Origin of the sequence: Dyadobacter sp. Leaf189, assembly GCF_001424405.1 — a bacterium.
Classification (GTDB): domain Bacteria; phylum Bacteroidota; class Bacteroidia; order Cytophagales; family Spirosomataceae; genus Dyadobacter.
Genome location: NZ_LMPS01000006.1, coordinates 80,718 through 97,103, shown reverse-complemented (window position 1 = coordinate 97,103; position 16,386 = coordinate 80,718). Strand labels below are relative to the sequence as shown.

At 50.1% G+C, this 16,386-nt stretch carries 15 protein-coding genes; 9 read left to right on the top strand and 6 right to left on the bottom strand.

Going from position 1 to position 16,386, the window contains the following annotated elements:
* Nucleotides 1–8: 8 nt before the first annotated feature.
* The 6 genes from ASG33_RS18875 (at nt 9) to ASG33_RS18850 (ending at nt 8,049) form a co-directional block, all read left to right on the top strand.
* Nucleotides 9–1,847, top strand: coding sequence for a RagB/SusD family nutrient uptake outer membrane protein (locus ASG33_RS18875; RefSeq protein ID WP_056288930.1), 1,839 nt, complete (start codon nt 9–11; stop codon nt 1,845–1,847).
* Nucleotides 1,848–1,889: 42 nt separating this feature from the next.
* On the top strand, nt 1,890–2,297 hold the full coding sequence (locus tag ASG33_RS18870) for a hypothetical protein (protein WP_056288926.1): 408 nt from the start codon (nt 1,890–1,892) through the stop codon (nt 2,295–2,297).
* An 18-nt stretch (nt 2,298–2,315) separates the two neighbouring features.
* Nucleotides 2,316–3,299 carry a DUF4466 family protein gene (locus ASG33_RS18865; protein WP_056288923.1) on the top strand — a complete coding sequence of 328 codons (984 nt, stop codon included), beginning with the start codon at nt 2,316–2,318 and terminating at the stop codon, nt 3,297–3,299.
* Between the two features lie 92 nt (nt 3,300–3,391).
* Nucleotides 3,392–3,958 carry an alginate lyase family protein gene (locus ASG33_RS18860; protein WP_056288921.1) on the top strand — a complete coding sequence of 189 codons (567 nt, stop codon included), beginning with the start codon at nt 3,392–3,394 and terminating at the stop codon, nt 3,956–3,958.
* 2 nt (nt 3,959–3,960) lie between these two features.
* Nucleotides 3,961–5,826, top strand: a complete 1,866-nt coding sequence (locus ASG33_RS18855) for a heparinase II/III family protein (protein WP_056288919.1) — start codon at nt 3,961–3,963, stop codon at nt 5,824–5,826.
* A 27-nt stretch (nt 5,827–5,853) separates the two neighbouring features.
* The gene (locus ASG33_RS18850; protein ID WP_056288916.1) at nt 5,854–8,049 is read left to right on the top strand and encodes a polysaccharide lyase family 8 super-sandwich domain-containing protein; all 2,196 of its coding nucleotides are present in this window, start codon (nt 5,854–5,856) and stop codon (nt 8,047–8,049) included.
* 73 nt (nt 8,050–8,122) lie between these two features.
* Here ASG33_RS18850 and ASG33_RS18845 read toward each other — a convergent pair whose 3' ends face one another.
* The 3 genes from ASG33_RS18845 to ASG33_RS18835 are packed head-to-tail and all read right to left on the bottom strand — an operon-like array spanning nt 8,123 to nt 9,929.
* Nucleotides 8,123–8,413, bottom strand: coding sequence for a putative quinol monooxygenase (locus ASG33_RS18845; RefSeq protein ID WP_056288913.1), 291 nt, complete (start codon nt 8,411–8,413; stop codon nt 8,123–8,125).
* A 12-nt stretch (nt 8,414–8,425) separates the two neighbouring features.
* Nucleotides 8,426–9,319: an NAD-dependent epimerase/dehydratase family protein gene (locus ASG33_RS18840; RefSeq protein WP_056288910.1), complete on the bottom strand. Its 894-nt coding sequence runs from the start codon at nt 9,317–9,319 to the stop codon at nt 8,426–8,428.
* Nucleotides 9,320–9,323: 4 nt separating this feature from the next.
* Entirely contained in the window at nt 9,324–9,929 is a 606-nt protein-coding gene (locus ASG33_RS18835) for an NAD(P)H-dependent oxidoreductase (protein ID WP_056288909.1), read from the bottom strand.
* Nucleotides 9,930–10,019: 90 nt separating this feature from the next.
* On the opposite strand from ASG33_RS18835, the gene ASG33_RS18830 reads away from it, so the two are divergent.
* Complete coding sequence (locus tag ASG33_RS18830) at nt 10,020–10,916, top strand: LysR family transcriptional regulator (RefSeq protein ID WP_056288906.1); 897 nt, start codon at nt 10,020–10,022, stop codon at nt 10,914–10,916.
* A gap of 26 nt (nt 10,917–10,942) precedes the next feature.
* Here the strand turns inward: ASG33_RS18830 and ASG33_RS18825 are convergent, their stop codons facing one another.
* The 3 genes from ASG33_RS18825 to ASG33_RS18815 all read right to left on the bottom strand — a co-directional run bounded on the left by ASG33_RS18825 (nt 10,943) and on the right by ASG33_RS18815 (nt 13,269).
* Nucleotides 10,943–11,275, bottom strand: coding sequence for a 2Fe-2S iron-sulfur cluster-binding protein (locus tag ASG33_RS18825; protein ID WP_229238734.1), 333 nt, complete (start codon nt 11,273–11,275; stop codon nt 10,943–10,945).
* The gene (locus ASG33_RS18820) at nt 11,265–12,269 is read right to left on the bottom strand and encodes an NAD(P)/FAD-dependent oxidoreductase (RefSeq protein ID WP_056288900.1); all 1,005 of its coding nucleotides are present in this window, start codon (nt 12,267–12,269) and stop codon (nt 11,265–11,267) included. The genes ASG33_RS18825 and ASG33_RS18820 overlap by 11 nt, the downstream gene beginning before the upstream one ends.
* Before the next feature lie 91 nt (nt 12,270–12,360).
* Nucleotides 12,361–13,269, bottom strand: coding sequence for a LysR family transcriptional regulator (locus tag ASG33_RS18815; RefSeq protein WP_056288896.1), 909 nt, complete (start codon nt 13,267–13,269; stop codon nt 12,361–12,363).
* Between the two features lie 131 nt (nt 13,270–13,400).
* Here ASG33_RS18815 and ASG33_RS18810 point away from each other — a divergent pair, with 131 nt between their 5' ends.
* Entirely contained in the window at nt 13,401–14,636 is a 1,236-nt protein-coding gene (locus ASG33_RS18810) for a sorbosone dehydrogenase family protein (RefSeq protein WP_229238733.1), read from the top strand.
* A 57-nt stretch (nt 14,637–14,693) separates the two neighbouring features.
* Nucleotides 14,694–16,271 carry an FAD-dependent oxidoreductase gene (locus tag ASG33_RS18805; protein WP_056288894.1) on the top strand — a complete coding sequence of 526 codons (1,578 nt, stop codon included), beginning with the start codon at nt 14,694–14,696 and terminating at the stop codon, nt 16,269–16,271.
* Nucleotides 16,272–16,386: the final 115 nt, after the last annotated feature.

Genomic DNA, 16,386 nt, shown 5'->3' with positions numbered 1-16,386 from the left:
CCATTACAATGAAAAGTATCAAACATATATTATCAGCAATAACCCTTACGGGGCTCATATTCGGTACGGGCTCCTGTGTTCAGGACCTGCTTGAACAGGATCCTACCACTGAGCTGGCCGCGAATGCATTCTGGAAAACAGAAGACGACGCCACTTTCGCCCTCAACGGCGCCTATGCGTCTGTTCGCCCGCTGTTTGACAGGGACTATTACCTCGACGGCCACGGTGAGTACGTGCGTACACGCGGTACCAGCGCCACAAGCGGTAACCTGCGCCTCGGCGATGCTTACCACGACGGCGATTACAACCCAAGCGGCTACGGCGACAATTTTGACAAGATGTACCGGTATCTGTACGGAGGTGTGAACCGCACCAATTACGTGATTACCAATGTGGAAGCGATGCTGAAAACTGCCAAGCCGGAGTCGGTGGCCAAGCTGGAAGCGATCGTAGGAGAGGCTAAGCTGCTACGCGGTATGGTCTATTTCCGGTTAATTTCGATGTGGGGCGATGTGCCTTATTTTACCAAAATCGCGGAGTCAAATGCAGATGTATCTAAACTGACCCGCACGCCGATCGCGCAGGTGAAAGATTCCATTATGGCTGATTTCACTTATGCTTACGAAAAGCTCCCTGCAAAATCTGCGGGGGCGGGCCGTGCCGGAAAGCCTGCGGCTCTTGCATTCCGTGGAAAACTGCAGTTGTACTGGGCTTGCTGGAACCGTTTCGGCTGGCCGGAACTTGACACTTTCAAATCGGACGCCAGTCTGGCTCCTGCTGCTTATGCTGCAGCCGCAGCTGATTTCAATTCTGTGATCAATGACTACGGTCTGGCGCTTTTCCGGAACGGTGAGCCCGGCGATATTGATTCCCTGGGGAAAGCCGACAAGCTGCCCAACTACTATTACCTGTTTACACCGGCAGCCAACAATGATCCCGAGATCATCATGGGCTTTACGCACGGAGGAACGGGAACAGGGCAGGGTGAAGAACTGATGCGCGACTTTGCCGGTCGTTCACATGAAGGCTCACAGCTGTGGGTAGCACCGAGGTATGAAATCGCAGATCGTTACCAATCAACCGTTACAGGTGATTTTGCTCCGAAACTGGTACCCATGAACCCGACTGATCCGACTGCACGAACTACGCCAAACTCGGCAGTAAACCCGCAGAGCTACAAGAACCGCGATTACCGCATGAAAGCTTCCATTATGTGGGATTATGAGCAAAGTGTGGGTATGATCTCGTTGAAGTCTACCGGCTGGGTACCGTTTATCTACAAAACCTGGAACCAGCCCATTACGATCAACGGTGTGAAATACACTACCTATAATACCGACGGCAGCAACTCCGGCTACGTATTCCGCAAGTTCCTCCGTAATTATGCGGGACAGGGGCGCAGCGACGGTGACTACAACTTCCCGGTAATGCGACTGGCGGATGTATACCTGATGTACGCGGAGGCAACCAATGCAACAAAAGGTCCAACTGCTGAGGCAATTGCTTTGGTTAACAAAATCCGCCGCAGGGGCAACCTGCCTGCACTTACTGCTGCCAAAACAGCGAGCGCAGATGCATTCTTCTCGGCCATTGAACAGGAGCGCATCATTGAACTGCTGGGCGAAGGCCACCGCGGCTTCGATATCCGCAGATGGCGGGCGCAGGAGCGTATCTGGGGAGCGCCTTATACCGAGGGCTTGTGGCGTATCGATACCCACGGAGCCAATCAGCAAAGGTATTTCCAGAATACCCCTGAGCGTACTTACCAGCAAAACTATATCTTCCGCATCCCGCCGGGCGAGCGCGACCGCAACCCGAACCTGACCCAGAATACACCTTGGTTATAGGGAGTTACAGGCTGATTTGTTAAAACATTAATATCTATTCCAATGCTAAAAAATATAAAATGGATCGCGGCAATGATGCTGACCGTCAGCATGCTGGTTTCCTGCAAAGAAGATTTTCCCGTGGATGAAGATGGCTTGCTGATCACCGGCCGCAGCCAATGCTATGTCAGTAATTTCGAGCTGCTCGGCCCCGATTTCCAGACCGTAAGGGTAGAAAATCCCGTGATCGACACGACTGCGCAGACGATCAATGTGAAAGTATTTTACGGAACTGACCTTAAAAATCTGTATCCGCAATTCTCCCTGGTGACCGACGCAAAGCTGGATCCGAAGATCACCGGAAAAGAAGACTTTTCTGATCTCTCGAAACCAAAGCAGTATACCGTTGTGTCGGGCAACCGCAAAGTCAGGAAGACCTATACTGTTAACCTGACCGTGCAAACCCCCTAACCCTTAAACAACAAGATCATGAGACATACCTATTTGTATTACTTTCTTGTTTTGATCGGGTTGGTTTCCCTTTCTTCCTGTGAAGAGGAGGAATATGCGATTCCGACGCTCAAACAGGAACTTCAAAACGATGTGATCAAAAGAACGATCGGCCCGAACCTGGTCGGGATGAATATTGAGTTTGCCTATGCAATGGCGCTTCCCAAGTCAATGGGCAAGCTGGTTTCTGCCGAAGTGGAAGCTACCGTTGCAGGAGGCGAGGCTACTTACCTGGAAAACCGCTCTTTTTATACCAACGGGAGCGGTGAAGATGTGGGCATTGAGGTAGGAAGCAAGTCGGTGAACAGCGGCGGCAGAACGACCGTGACATTCACCAAAGATACCTCGGCAGCCACGCTCAGGTACTTTTACCGCATTCCGACAACCGCACGCGGCAAGGAGGTTTCTTTTAAATTTTCAGCTCAGGCTAGCAACGGACAATCGGTTACCTATTCAATGGGACCTTACAAGATCGCCGAGATGGATATGGTACTCGACCTCGACGTAACTGACAGTACCAAAGCATACATTTCGATCGAAGATATGGCGGTTTACAATCTTGCCGATGCCGCTGCCAATGCATCGAAGATCGACCTGGTGTACCTGTACCGTACCATTCCGAACATTACTTTTTCACACGGACTGGTTTCTCCTTCTGCCAAAACCTACCTGCCGGGCGTGAACCTGCCGGCCGGCGCAACCCGCTCTTCCAGGGTGCAGAAAGTCTGGAACCTGCGCGATTTCCATTTGGCAAGATTGCAGTATGGTGTGTACATCGACGATCTTGATTTTCAAAAGCTGGATATCGCTTCTGCTCCCGACTATGCCATTAACCTCCGTTCAGAGGCCGGCGTGTGGGTGGAGACACAAGACGGAAAGTACCGGGCTTACGTGTACATCAATTCGGTTAACAACAATACCAAAAGCGCAAAGATCAGCATCAAGCGCTACATGATGAAGTAGCATTGCTGAACCTGCTGCCGGCATTTCCCGCAGGTTGTAAACTATGCAACCTGCGGGAGTAATGCATTTCAAGTCACTTCCTAACACCCTTAATGATGAAGAACATTGCACTGGCTGTCCAGATGGCCACCGGTTTGGCATTGTGTTTTCCCATTGTTGCCAAATCGAATACCATTCCCGCAAGCCTTTCTCCGCATTTAGCCAAAACAACAATCCACGCTCAGGAAAGAGCACCCGATGCATCTGCTCCGGTCCAGACTTTTCTTGTCCGCCCCGCCTATCTGAAAGCTTCAAAAGACAGAATACGGAAAGGGGATAAAGAGCTTCAAAAAGCATTGCAGGACTTAATTGTCCTGGCCGACAAAGCATTGAAGTCGGGGCCTTATTCAGTTACTTACAAAAGTAAAATACCTCCCAGCGGCGACAAGCACGATTACATGAGCGTGGGTCCGTACTGGTGGCCTGATTCCACCAGGTCCGACGGCCTTCCTTACATTCGTAAAGATGGTCAGGTGAACCCTGAGCGGTTTAGTATCAAAGACGCAGACTATCACGGAAGCCTCTGTCGCGATGTATTCCGGCTTTCGCTGGCGTGGTACTACACGGGAAATCAGCGTTATTCAGACAGTCTCTTTCTCCTCACAAACACCAATCTCTGATTATGAAAAAGTTTTTTGTACTGCTCGGCATTGTGCTGAGTTTTCACGCCATTTCCGGATTTGGCCAATCTAATCCGGATGTACTTAAATCGCTTAATGCGGAACATCCGAGGCTGCTTTTGCTGAAAGGAGAGGAGCAGGCTGTTTTGTCACAGATCCGGAAGCACCCGGAATGGGACGCAATTCATAAGGAAATCCTGGCTGAATGCGACAAGATGCTGGACATAGCGCCGGTGGAGCGCATCAAAATAGGGAAGCGGCTCCTCGACAAATCGCGCGAATGCTTGCGCCGTGTTTTTCAATTATCCTACGCTTACCGGACCACGAAAGACGAGAAGTACCTCCGCCGCGCGGAAAAGGAAATGCTGGCAGTAGCCGCGTTTGAAGACTGGAACCCGACCCACTTTCTGGATGTGGCGGAAATGACAATGGCGATGGCGATCGGTTACGACTGGCTCTTCGACGGACTTTCGGAGGAATCGAGAGGTAAGATCAGAGAAGCAATCGTGAAAAAAGGTATCGAGCCCTCAAATGAAAAACGGTATAGTAATTTCCTGAATGCGGAGCACAACTGGAACCAGGTATGCAATGCGGGTATCACTTTCGGTGCATTGGCTGTGGCGGAAAGCGAACCGGAACTTGCCGCCAAAATGATCTCGCGCGCCGTTGCTTCCATCCCAAAAGCAATGGTGCCTTCGTATGAGCCCGACGGCACCTATCCCGAGGGATTCAGCTACTGGGGCTATGGAACTAGCTTTAATGTACTATTTATCAGTGCAGTGGAAAAGGCATTGGGTACGGACTTCGGACTGGCGCAGTCACCCGGCTTTTTGAAAACAGGCGGTTTTTTTCAAAACCTGGTAGGTCCCAGTGGCCTTGCGCACAACTGGGGCGATAGCGGGCTGAAAGAAGGTTTAAGTCCCGCCATGTTCTGGTATGCTGAGAAAACTGGCGATCCGTCGCTGCTATGGACCCAGAAGAAGCTGCTTTCAGATAGAAGCGCAAACAACGTTCGCAACCGAATTCTGCCTGCATTGCTGGTGTGGGGTGCCAAGACCGACCTGGATGCAGTGAAGCCGCCTGCGAAAAAGCAATGGGTAGGGCAGGGGCCTTCGCCGGTTGCATTGATGCGAACTTCCTGGGAAGATCCGAATGCGATTTTCGTCGGGGTTAAAACGGGCTCACCTTCGGTAAACCACGCGCATATGGATGTGGGTTCTTTCGTGATAGACGCGCAGGGCGAGCGCTGGGCAATGGATTTTGGAATGCAGGATTATAATTCGCTGGAATCGAAGGGAGTGGATCTCTGGAACCGGACGCAGAACTCGCAGCGCTGGGAAGTTTTTCGGCTCAACAATTTTGCCCATAATACCCTGACATTTGACGGCCAGCTGATGAATGCAAAAGGCTACGCGAAAATCGATTCGTGGTCAGATGATAAGTCGGCGATGTGGGCTATTACGGATCTTTCAGATATGTACAAAGGCCAGGTAGCTGCTGCAAAACGCGGGATTGCGATCCGTGACGGGCAATCGGTGGTGATCCGCGACGAGGTAAAAACGGGTGAAAAGGCAGCTAAAATGCGCTGGAACCTGCTGACTCCCGCAACCGTGAAAATAGTGGATGGTAAAACGGTGGAGTTGTCCCGAAACGGTAAGAAAATGCTCCTTGTATTTGATACCAAATCCGAAATTGAAATCAAAACCTGGTCAACCACGCCGGGCCACGATTACGACGCGCCAAATCCCGATACGCAGTTTGTAGGTTTTGAGGTAAGCTTGCCTGCCAACTCCTCCACCAGTTTCAATGCGGTTTTTGCGCCGTCAAACAAACTGCCGAAAATAAAGCCACTTGCAGACTGGAAGTAAAATGCTTCCGGTCACATCCTGAACCCTATGAAAAAAATCCTGATACTGTTTGTGTTGCTGACGCAGCTTGCTATGGCGCAGCAATTACGTAAGCCCGGTGAAAATGTAGCCATTCCCGTCGAAGCAGGCACTGGTCAGCCCGACGCGGACCTTGAAAAAATCAGAGCACGTGTGGTAGCCGATTTGCTCAAACCAGAAGTAAACGCGGCGAATGTGGCCGATCTGGTCAAAACACAAAAACCGGATGGTACCTGGCCAGGGATTAATTATGCGGATGTATCCCGCACCGGCTTTGAGCATAGCGTACACCTTAACAATATGCTGGAACTCGCGCGTGCATTCAAGAAGCCGGGATCTCCTTACCTGGGGAAGCCGGAAGTTAAAAAGACCATTTCAAAGGCGCTTGATTACTGGTTTGCCAATGATTTTATATGTGAAAACTGGTGGTGGAATGAAATGGGCACGCCCAACCTGATGATCAGCATCCTGCTCGTACTTGACGAGGACCTTACTCCAAACCAGCGGAAAGAGGGCGTGAGGATAGCGGGCCGCGCCAACATGGAAGCTTCCGGCGCACGGCCGGGCGGCGACCTGATTCAGATTGCCGGCATGCGCGCCAGACAGGCACTTTTTCAACGTAATCCCCAGGTACTTGCGGATGTGATGAAAGTGATGGTTTCGGAAATTAAGGTGTCGACGGGCCGCGGTTTGAAGCCGGACCTGAGCTTTCACCACCGCACCGACAATGTGATTTCCACACTCGCTTACGGGACGGGCTACGCAAATGCGTTCGCCTACTGGGCCGTGAAAACCGAAGGCACGAAATACAAGCTGCCCGACGAGCCGATGAAGCTGCTGGTTGACTACTTCCTGGATGGGATCTGTCAGTCGCATATCCACGGAAGATACCCTGATCCGGGCGCTGAAAACCGGGGGATCAGCCGGAAAGGCGCATTGAAACCGGCCGGTCCCGAATTGGCTGAAAACCTGCTCCGGGCTACTTCTTACCGCAAAGCGGAGCTCGAAAACATCGTCAGGATCAGGAAAGGGGAGGTAAAGCCGAACCTGACCCGCGATCACTATTTCTGGCATTCGCATTACTACACCCATCAGCGGCCCGACTATTATGTGTCGGTGCGCATGCACAGCAAACGCGCTGCCAACATGGAGCAGCCGCATAATGAGGAGGGTTTGAAAAACCACCATTACGGCGACGGCAGCAACTTTATTTCACAGACCGGCAAAGAGTTCGACGGGATTTTCCCGGTTTGGGACTGGCAGAAAATTCCGGGTACGACGGTGGTACAAAAGCCTGATGTAGCGCATTGGAAAGAGCTCGCCAAACCTGGTTTAAATGATTTCACGGGCGGCGTGACGGACCAGCGTTATGGTGCAGCCGCATTCGACTTTGCGAGTGTACATGATCCATTGAAAGCGAAAAAAGCCTGGTTTTTCTTTGATCGGGAGTATGTGAGTCTGGGTGCTGGCATTACTTCTGATGCAGATAACCCGGTTGCTACTACCCTGAATCAGTGTCTGCTTGCGGGCAATGTAACTGTGAGCGACGGCCAACAAACAGCTGTTTTAAAAACAGGAGAACATCAGCTGGAAGCGGCCGACTGGGTACAGCACGATGACGTGGCTTACCTGTTTACCAGGCCAACGAAGCTGAACGTGAGCAATGTGACTGCCACAGGTACCTGGCGGCAGATCAATCACCATTCCTGGGCTACCGACGAAGAGGTAAAGCAGGATGTGTTCAAGGTTTGGCTGGATCACGGACGCAAGCCGGCGGGTGGGAGCTATGAGTACATTGTTGTTCCCGGCATGAAAACAGCGCAGATTGCAGCATACAGGAAGCAGCTACCCGTGCGCATTCTTGCAAACAGTCCCGAAATACAGGCGGTACAGCATGCAGGATTAGGTGTTACGCAGATCGTGTTTTATAAAGCAGGTACACAGAAAATCAGCGATCAGCTCACGATTACTGCGAAAGATCCGTGTATGGTCATGGTAAAAACGAGAGGGAATGCAGTTCAGCGAATCACTGTTTCGGACCCTACTGAGAAGCTGAGCTCACTTGAACTGGAAGTAAGTAAAGTGCTCAGTGTGAGTTTCGGTCTTGTTAAAGTAAGTAATGGAACTTCAAAGGGAAGTACGCTCCTGAACTTCAAGCTGCCTGCCGAAGGAATGGCGGGACAGAGTGTAAGTCAGGATTTTTAATAAATAATGGAAACTCCCGTCGAATGCATTTGCTCGGCGGGAGTTTTCATTATGAATTGAACTTCAAAGCTGACTAGTCGACTTTTTGGGTCAGGTAAAGCGTCGGCATTTCGCTGAGCAGGGAATCGGCCCGGCTCACGAATTCCTTAATGTAAGGTTGTTGATTGTGGTTATCAAGACCAGCCTGGTTCTCCCAGATCTCGTAAAAAACAAACACGTTTTCGTCGTTAATCCCCTGGTGCAGATCGTAAAGTACACACGCAGATTCTTTCCGCGTTTCAATGGCCATTTTTTCCAGAATGTCTTTTACCTCTGCTGTAAACTCAGGTTTACTCTTGATTATCGCTGTTAAATAGATTGACATACGTTCAATTTGTTAATTTGTAAAGTCCATAATATTGGCAAATTCAGGTTTCCAGCCCAATTCTTTTCTAGCTTTGTCGGCACTGCAATAGCTGCTTGATGCAAAACCAAAATGCGCGCCGATCGCGCCGAATTGTTTGGTTCCCTCTTCCACTGACACCGACTGCGCTTCACCCAGCTGAAAAACGTCGCTGATCTTTACTGCAAGCTCCCTGATTGTCGCAGAACCGTTTTCTGCAAAATAGATAGAACCAGGTTTTGCTTTCTCCATAGCCAGCAGGTACAAATCCACAAGATCTTCAATATGCAGGTTAGACCACCGGTTTGCTCCTTTTCCAAAATACACTCCGTGCCCTTTTTCCTTTGAAAAGCGGATCAGTGCCGGCAGCTGGATACTGTCTTTTTTGAGACCGGTACCTTTTCCGTACACCATTGTTGGCACAATCACAATGCTCCTCACCCCGCGTGTTGCCGCCCTTTGAATAAACTGGTTCACCAGCACCCGCGACGCCATTTCCAGTTGGGGTTGCAAGGGGATATCTTCTGTAAACCTGAAATCATTGGCTTCTCCTTTTTCTTTTCCGCCCAAAATAGCGGAGCCTGAGGTGAAAACCAGTGTTTTTCCGGTACCAGCAAGCAAGTCCACTAAAAGACCGGCTGCAAATGAATCATCGGCAGATTCGGCCGTGTGAATTACCGTATCTGAACCTGAGATACACCTTCTGAGCAGTTGCTCGTCGTGTATATTGCCCAACACCCCTTCGAGTCCCAGCGCATTCAGGCGGTCGATATCTTCCGGCTTGCGCACCAGTCCGGTCACGTGATATCCTGTTTCTTTCAACTTCATGGCAACCGAGCCGCCAATATATCCCGTGATTCCCGTAATGAAAACTTTTTTCGCGTCCATATACCTAGTTGTTTGTCAATGTGGTTTTCAGGTGGTTCAGATACAGTTCTTTATAATTTGAAACCCGCTCGGGTGTAACGTTCTTCTCCATATCATGAAAATGCATTCCATTAATCCGCTGCAAGGACAGGAATGCATTCATCCTGTGAAAGCCCATTAAAACGCCATCGTCTACACTGGTCTCGTTAAAGAATTCGCCGGGGAGTGTGAATGCGGTCTCGGGTGCATTCCAGGTGGTGGTTACCATGTATTTTCTTCCGTCCAGACTGCCGCCTGTTCCATAGTTAACCTGCGGATTGTCGCTCTTGCGCCCGTCGCTCCTGTACATTCCGGTGCGGTGACCGGCTGTGAAAACCTTGTCGATGTACTCCTTTAATTTGTGGGGAACAGAAAACCACCAAACCGGGAAATGGTAAATGATCAGGTCTGCCCAAACGTATTTTTCAACTTCTTCCGCCAGATTATATGCTTGATCGACTTCCGTCGTACGTAGTTCGTAGCCGTTTTCAGGTGTAAAAAATGTCTGGTCTGTTTCCAGCAGTGTCTTGTTGAACCTGCCTCCCGAGTGAGCAAACTGTTGCCCGCCGTTAATAATAAATACCTTTTTCATTGTCGCATATTTTTAATGTGACAAAACTAAACGGCTGTTAATTATAATAAAAATAAGTTAAATTTGCGATGTCTATAACTAATATTATACATGCAAGCTAACCTTGAATGGTTCCGGACTTTCAAAGCGGTGTACGACACAGGTACCATGAGCGGAGCTGCCAAGCAGCTGTACGTTTCTCAACCTGGTGTGGGATTGCATTTGAATGCGCTGGAATCCTATACCGGCTTTCCGCTTTTCGAACGCACTGCGCGTAAAATGATACCTACTGAAAAGGGGAAGTTGTTGTATCAGCAAATGCTCAATTCACTGATGTGCCTGGAAGATATCGAAATGCGCTTTCAGCGGAAATCGGGTACCGAGCGCGCGACAGTAAGTGTGGGTATGTGCGTGGAAACCTTTCAGCAAGCGCTGGAAAGGCATATTCCTGCCCTCGGTTTCAACCTGATCATGCAATTTGGAAGCCACGATCAGCTGAATTTGTCTCTCGAAAATGGAGCGGTAGACCTGATCCTGACCACCTGCACAAGCAGCAGCAACGGGCTGATCTACGATCCTTTCACAGTGGAGCGGCTTGTGTTGGTAGCGGGGCTGCACACGGATTTGAGCGGGTTCCAGGTACCGGATCAATCGGATAAAACTGCTGCAAGAGACTGGATGAAGACGCAGCTTTGGTACAATACCGCTGCGGATATGGGTGTTCTCAACAGTTTTTGGGAGGTGAACTTCGGGGAGCGACCGGGCTTTTTACCCAACTATATCGTCCCTAATAAATTCTCAATCATCCGCTGCCTTTCGCAGGGAAACGGACTGGCTGTGCTACCGGAGTTTCTATGCAGGCAAGCGATTGAAGGCGGCCAGGTGACGAAGATCTGGGAAGGTTTTAAGCCGCTGGAAAACACGCTTTATTTCGGCAAACGGAAGCAATCGCTGTATATGCAGGAGATCGGGTATATCGAAACCTTGCTGCAGAACGAGTTTAAGTGAGAAGCCGGGATAGCTTCTCACTTCATCTAATTCGCATAATTTGTCAGCTGCAGCAAAACGCCGTGCAGGTCACTGCTGACTTTGAGCTGACACGCCAGGCGACTATTATCCTGTGCATCCGGACGGGTTTCGAGTGTCATTAACTCTTCGTCCTGCGGTTCGGCGAGCTGGTCCTGGCCTTTCAGAATGAGGCAGTGGCAGTCGGCGCACAATGCGAGCCCGCCGCAGGTTGCGCGCATTTCATAATCATGGTTTTTCAATGTTTCCATGAGGTTAGCCTCTTCGGCTTCCACCAGTTGCAGCGCTTTTTCCTGTCCCTGGCGATCGATTACTGTCAGCTCTATCATCTTAGAATGCATTAACACCGTTAACAGTTGTGTACTTAAAGCTTAGTTTTTGCTCGGGATAAACATATTTAAAGGCACTTTGCGCCATTAAAGCGGCTTCATGGAACCCCGACAGAATCAGTTTCAGCTTGCCTGTATAAGTATTGATATCTCCGATCGCGAAGATGCCCGGCGTAGATGTGGAGTAGTCGTCTACATTCACCTCAATGGCAGATTTGTCCAGCGCAAGGCCCCAGTCGGCTATCGGGCCCAGCTTGGGTGTCAGTCCGAAAAGTGGGATCAGGTGATCAGCTTCCAGGTTAAACACCCCATTGTGTTTGCTGGATACGGTAAGTGACTGCAAATGCCCGTTCCCTGCTACTTCGGTGATCTGCGATTCGAGCAAGAGCCGGAGCTGTCCCTGGTGCGCCATTTCAACCACCTTTTCGGCTGAATCGGGTGCGCCCCGGAATGTTTCGCCCCGGTGAACAAGCGTAAGTTCGGAAGCGATAGGCGCGAGGAAAATAGCCCAGTCCAACGCAGAATCGCCCCCGCCTGACAGTACCAATTTGCGGTTCCGGAAAGTTTCAGGGTTTTTGACAAAATAAGAAATGCCTTTTCCCTCAAACTGCTCCAAACCATTGATAACAGGCTTGCGCGGTTCAAAGCAGCCCAGTCCGCCCGCTATCACAAGTACTTTGCATTCAATGCGGGTATCGTCGTGGGTTTGCACCACAAAGCCGCCGTTATCCAATCGGCTGACAGTATCCACGCGTTCGCCCAGCGTGAAACCCGGCTTGAAGGGAGCGATCTGCTCCATGAGGTTATCGACCAGCTGCTGCGCCTGAATGGACGGGAAGCCTGGAATATCATAAATTGGTTTTTGGGGATATATTTCTGAAAGCTGGCCGCCAACCTGCGGCAGTGCGTCCACGAGGTGGCAGCGCATTTTTAATAAACCTGCTTCGAAGACGGCGAACAGGCCAACCGGCCCGGCTCCGATAATACATATGTCAGTGGTGATCATATTTTGAATGGCTAAATGTGCTTTGTTAGTCCATTGCAAAAGTGACAAATTCCACTGCCAAAGGCCAATGAAGAATTGTTATTCCATATAACTAAATGTTATAATGGCTTTTGCAAAAGCGCATGAAAAGCTCGCTTAGTGCAGATGTTTTTCCGTGGAGATGTATGAACTGGAAGTCACGGTAAATCTCCAATCCTTTGATATCGATAATGGTCAGTTCGTTGTATTTCAATTCGTTCACTACCGATTGTACAGATAGAAACGCGGCGGTTTGTGAATGCAGGAGGTATTGTTTGATTGCGATACTGCTTTCCAGCTCAATTTCGATCGTGAGGTCGCTGAATGCAAGACCGGCTTTTGCCAGCGCTTTTCGCAGTACATCCAGTGTCCCGGAGCCTGCCTCCCGCAACACCAGCGGAATACCGGCGAGCTGTTTCAAGTTGATCTCGCCCCATTTGGCATACTTCCCTTTCGTTTGTGTAACCAGCACAATTTCGTCTTTGACAAAGGGCGTATAGCTGATCTGTGGGTGAAAGCCGGCCCCTTCTACGATCGCGATGTCGACGGTTTCGTCCAGTATGTGTTTGGTTATAAGGTCGGTGTTGCCCTGGATGAATGTGAATGAAAGGGCTGGATAGCTTTTCTTGAAGAGTGCCAGCAGCTTCGGCAGTATCGTCTGCGCAACCGTTGTACTCGCCCCGATGCGGATCGTTCCGCCATGCGCATGCGCCACCTGCGCGATTTCAGATTCCATTTCACGCGAAAGCTGAATGATGCGTTGCGCATACCTGACAAACAATGCACCTTCCGCGGTGAGCCCGATGGTATTTCCATTCCTGGTAAAAAGGCGGCAATTGAGCTGCTGCTCCATCTCCCGCACGTGCTTGGTCACAGCTGGCTGGGTAATGTTCAGTTCAAGCGCAGCTTTGGTAAAGCTGAGCTTTTGTCCCACGGTAAATACTACCAGCAGCCGGTAGTCTACGGTTTTTAATGCAATCATATCTTTAATTTCAGCATTTTCCGGTACATCGTCCGGCTAATCTTATACGCTTCCTGGCACAGCTTTTTAACCTTCGCCATCTTCATTTTTTTAACGAACACAAAATTCATCAAAACTAAAAATCACCTATCATGAAAAAACACTATGGTTTTTGGAAAACGATGCGGAGAGCCCCGTTGTTAATGGCGGTTTGCGGTACGCTCGTTTTTGGTTGCAAAGAAGACGATAATTTCTGGGATGCATTCATTCCCGAGACAGATGAAGAACCAACTTCCACGCAGATCGAGGGTTATGTTTTTTACCCGGCGGTTCAAAAAGCAACAGACGCCAACATCGCCCAGCTGAAAGTACCCGCCGGATTTACGATCAACAAGTTTGCAGACGGGCTGGGCAAGCCCCGTATCCTGCTGGCACACAACGGCCACGTCTATGCTTCCGACCGGGAAGCGGGGATTGTGATCATGCTTACTGATGCGGATAACGACGGCAGTGCCGAAGGCAAGAAGACCGTAGCGAACATCAAGCAGGTGCACGGGCTTTCTGTGTACGAGGGCAAAATGTATATGGTAGCTGTAAATGAGGTATATGCAGCAGATATCAATGGCGATGGTACGCTCGGTCAGCCTACTATGCTGATCAATGATCTTCCCGACGGCGGACAGCATCCCAATCGCACCATTGCTTTTGGTCCGGATAAAAAAATGTATCTCACAGTTGGCAGTACCTGTAATTCCTGTCCCGAGCCCAATCCTGAAAACGCGACTATCCTGCGTGCCGAGCCGGACGGGTCCAACCGGAAGATATTTGCAAAAGGTTTAAGAAATACGATCGGCTTTGGCTGGCACCCTGAAACGAGTGAGCTCTGGGGAATGGACCACGGGATCGACTGGCTGGGTGATAATGAGCAAAAAGAGGAGGTTAACATGATCAAGCAGGGGGCGGATTACGGCTGGCCTTACATCTATGGTGAAGGCAAGTACAACCCCGGCGACAGGCCGCAGGGCGACACTACTTACCAGCAATATCTTGCCAAAACTACATTACCCGCATTGACATACCAGGCGCACTCTGCTCCGATGGGAATGGCGTTTTATACAGGCGCGATGTTTCCCGGTGAGTACAAGAACGATGCTTTTGTAGCGATGCGCGGGTCCTGGAACAGGAGCTCGCCTGTGGGTTACAAGATCGTGCGCATGCATTTCGAAAATGGTAAGCCTGTCCGTTTCGATGATTTTGTAACAGGTTTTATCGTCAACAACAACCGTGCGCATTTCGGCAGGCTGGTGGGCGTAGCTGTGCATAAAGACGGATCGCTGCTCTTCTCCGACGATACCAACGGGGTTGTTTACAGGGTATCCTATAAATAAAGCGAAGCAGCTCTGACCTGCAACTTTGAATTAACACCAAACACGACTGTATTTATTATGGAAAATCAACAAAACCAGCATTTCGGTAGTGAGCGCGCCGTCACGAGGGACGGGCACAATGTAAGTTTATGGCAAAGAAATATGCATCTGGACAACCAGAACGGCACTTTTGATCCTGCTTTCGTTTACGATGCATTGATAGTAGGAGCGGGGATCACCGGGATTACTGCCGCATTGCTGTTGCAGAGAGCGGGACGTAAATGCGTGATCGCCGATGCCCATCATGCGGGTTACGGAACTACCGGGGGTACCACTGCCCACATCAATACTTTTGCTGATACTACCTATGCCGAGGTGGAAAGTGCATTCAGCGAGGATGCTTCAAAGCAGTTTGCGAAGTCAATTGCGCAATCAGTGAGCCTCATTACCGAGCTGGTGGACAAGTACGAAATTGAATGTGATTTTGAGCGTAAGAAAGCGTACGTGTATGCGCAGACAGACGATGAAGTAAAGGAGCTGGACGATATGCTCGAAAGCACCATTCGTGCAGGTGTACAGGTGGAAGTTACCCAAACGGCGCCTGCGCCTCAGTCTTACCTGAAAGCGCTGGAGTACGATCACCAGGCACAATTTCATCCATTGAAATATATTCTGGCATTGCAGAAGGAGTTTGTAGCGCTTGGCGGAGTTGTGCTTGAAAACACCCGGATCGAGGATATTTCTACGGAAGATGATGTGCATACCGCCAAGTCGCCGGAGAGAGAGATTAAGGCAAAGTCTGTGTTTTATGCGACGCACATTCCGCCGGGCGGGGTAAACCTGTTGCATTTCCGCAATGCGCCCTACCGCAGCTACGTGATCGCGGCCACGCTCAGCGACAATGCTTATCCCGATGCATTGGTGTATGACCTGAAAGATCCTTATCACTACTTCCGCACGCACGAAGTGGACGGACAGAAATACCTGATCTCCGGCGGGCACGATCACAAAACGGGCCACGGAGAGCCGGAGCAATCCTTTGAAGACCTGATCAATTTTACCAAATCCTGCTACCAGGTCGCGGAGGTATCTTCCAGATGGTCGGCGCAATATTATGTACCTACTGACGGACTTCCCTACATCGGGCATCTGCCAGGCGCGTCGAAGGGCATTTACGCAGCGACGGGCTACAATGGGAACGGTATTATCCTGGGTACGGTGGCGGCAATTGTTGTCAGTCAGCTAATCGCAACCGGAGAAAGCGAGTTTAAAGATCTCTTCGATCCGGGCAGGATTAAGCCTATTGCAGGATTTACTGAGTTCGTCAAGGAAAATGCAGACGTGGCAAATCGTTTCGTAGCAGACCGCATTGGTATTGAAAAGATTGATTCCGTGGCGCAGCTTCCTGTGGATTCAGGCGATATCGTTGAATACGATGGACAGAAGCTGGCGATTTACAAGGATACGAAAGGCCAGGTACACGCGCTTGATCCCGTTTGTACGCACGCAGGCTGTATTGTAAAATGGAACGGTTCCGAGAAGAGTTGGGACTGCCCTTGTCACGGCGGTCGCTTCAATGCGCACGGGCAGGTACTTACTGGTCCTACGCGCCTTGATCTGGAACGGATTGTGGTTGGGGAAGGGAAGGAGAGTTGAGTTTATGAGTTTAGAGTTTATGAGTTTAGAATTAGAGTTTATGAGTTGTTTTAAATAATAAAAGACCTGCCGGCTTGATTGCGGGCAGGTCTTTTATTTTACTTAAAATCCGATA

What these genes read in the sequence shown, in the direction of transcription:
- ASG33_RS18875 (WP_056288930.1), top strand. Translation starts at nt 9, where the DNA reads ATGAAAAGTATCAAACATATATTATCAGCAATAACCCTTACGGGGCTC.
- ASG33_RS18830 (WP_056288906.1), top strand. Translation starts at nt 10,020, where the DNA reads ATGCAAGCTAACCTTGAATGGTTCCGGACTTTCAAAGCGGTGTACGAC.
- ASG33_RS18805 (WP_056288894.1), top strand. Translation starts at nt 14,694, where the DNA reads ATGGAAAATCAACAAAACCAGCATTTCGGTAGTGAGCGCGCCGTCACG.
- ASG33_RS18860 (WP_056288921.1), top strand. Translation starts at nt 3,392, where the DNA reads ATGATGAAGAACATTGCACTGGCTGTCCAGATGGCCACCGGTTTGGCA.
- ASG33_RS18865 (WP_056288923.1), top strand. Translation starts at nt 2,316, where the DNA reads ATGAGACATACCTATTTGTATTACTTTCTTGTTTTGATCGGGTTGGTT.
- ASG33_RS18835 (WP_056288909.1), bottom strand. Translation starts at nt 9,929, where the DNA reads ATGAAAAAGGTATTTATTATTAACGGCGGGCAACAGTTTGCTCACTCG.
- ASG33_RS18810 (WP_229238733.1), top strand. Translation starts at nt 13,401, where the DNA reads ATGAAAAAACACTATGGTTTTTGGAAAACGATGCGGAGAGCCCCGTTG.
- ASG33_RS18870 (WP_056288926.1), top strand. Translation starts at nt 1,890, where the DNA reads ATGCTAAAAAATATAAAATGGATCGCGGCAATGATGCTGACCGTCAGC.
- ASG33_RS18840 (WP_056288910.1), bottom strand. Translation starts at nt 9,319, where the DNA reads ATGGACGCGAAAAAAGTTTTCATTACGGGAATCACGGGATATATTGGC.
- ASG33_RS18815 (WP_056288896.1), bottom strand. Translation starts at nt 13,269, where the DNA reads ATGATTGCATTAAAAACCGTAGACTACCGGCTGCTGGTAGTATTTACC.
- ASG33_RS18855 (WP_056288919.1), top strand. Translation starts at nt 3,961, where the DNA reads ATGAAAAAGTTTTTTGTACTGCTCGGCATTGTGCTGAGTTTTCACGCC.
- ASG33_RS18845 (WP_056288913.1), bottom strand. Translation starts at nt 8,413, where the DNA reads ATGTCAATCTATTTAACAGCGATAATCAAGAGTAAACCTGAGTTTACA.
- ASG33_RS18850 (WP_056288916.1), top strand. Translation starts at nt 5,854, where the DNA reads ATGAAAAAAATCCTGATACTGTTTGTGTTGCTGACGCAGCTTGCTATG.
- ASG33_RS18820 (WP_056288900.1), bottom strand. Translation starts at nt 12,269, where the DNA reads ATGATCACCACTGACATATGTATTATCGGAGCCGGGCCGGTTGGCCTG.
- ASG33_RS18825 (WP_229238734.1), bottom strand. Translation starts at nt 11,275, where the DNA reads ATGCATTCTAAGATGATAGAGCTGACAGTAATCGATCGCCAGGGACAG.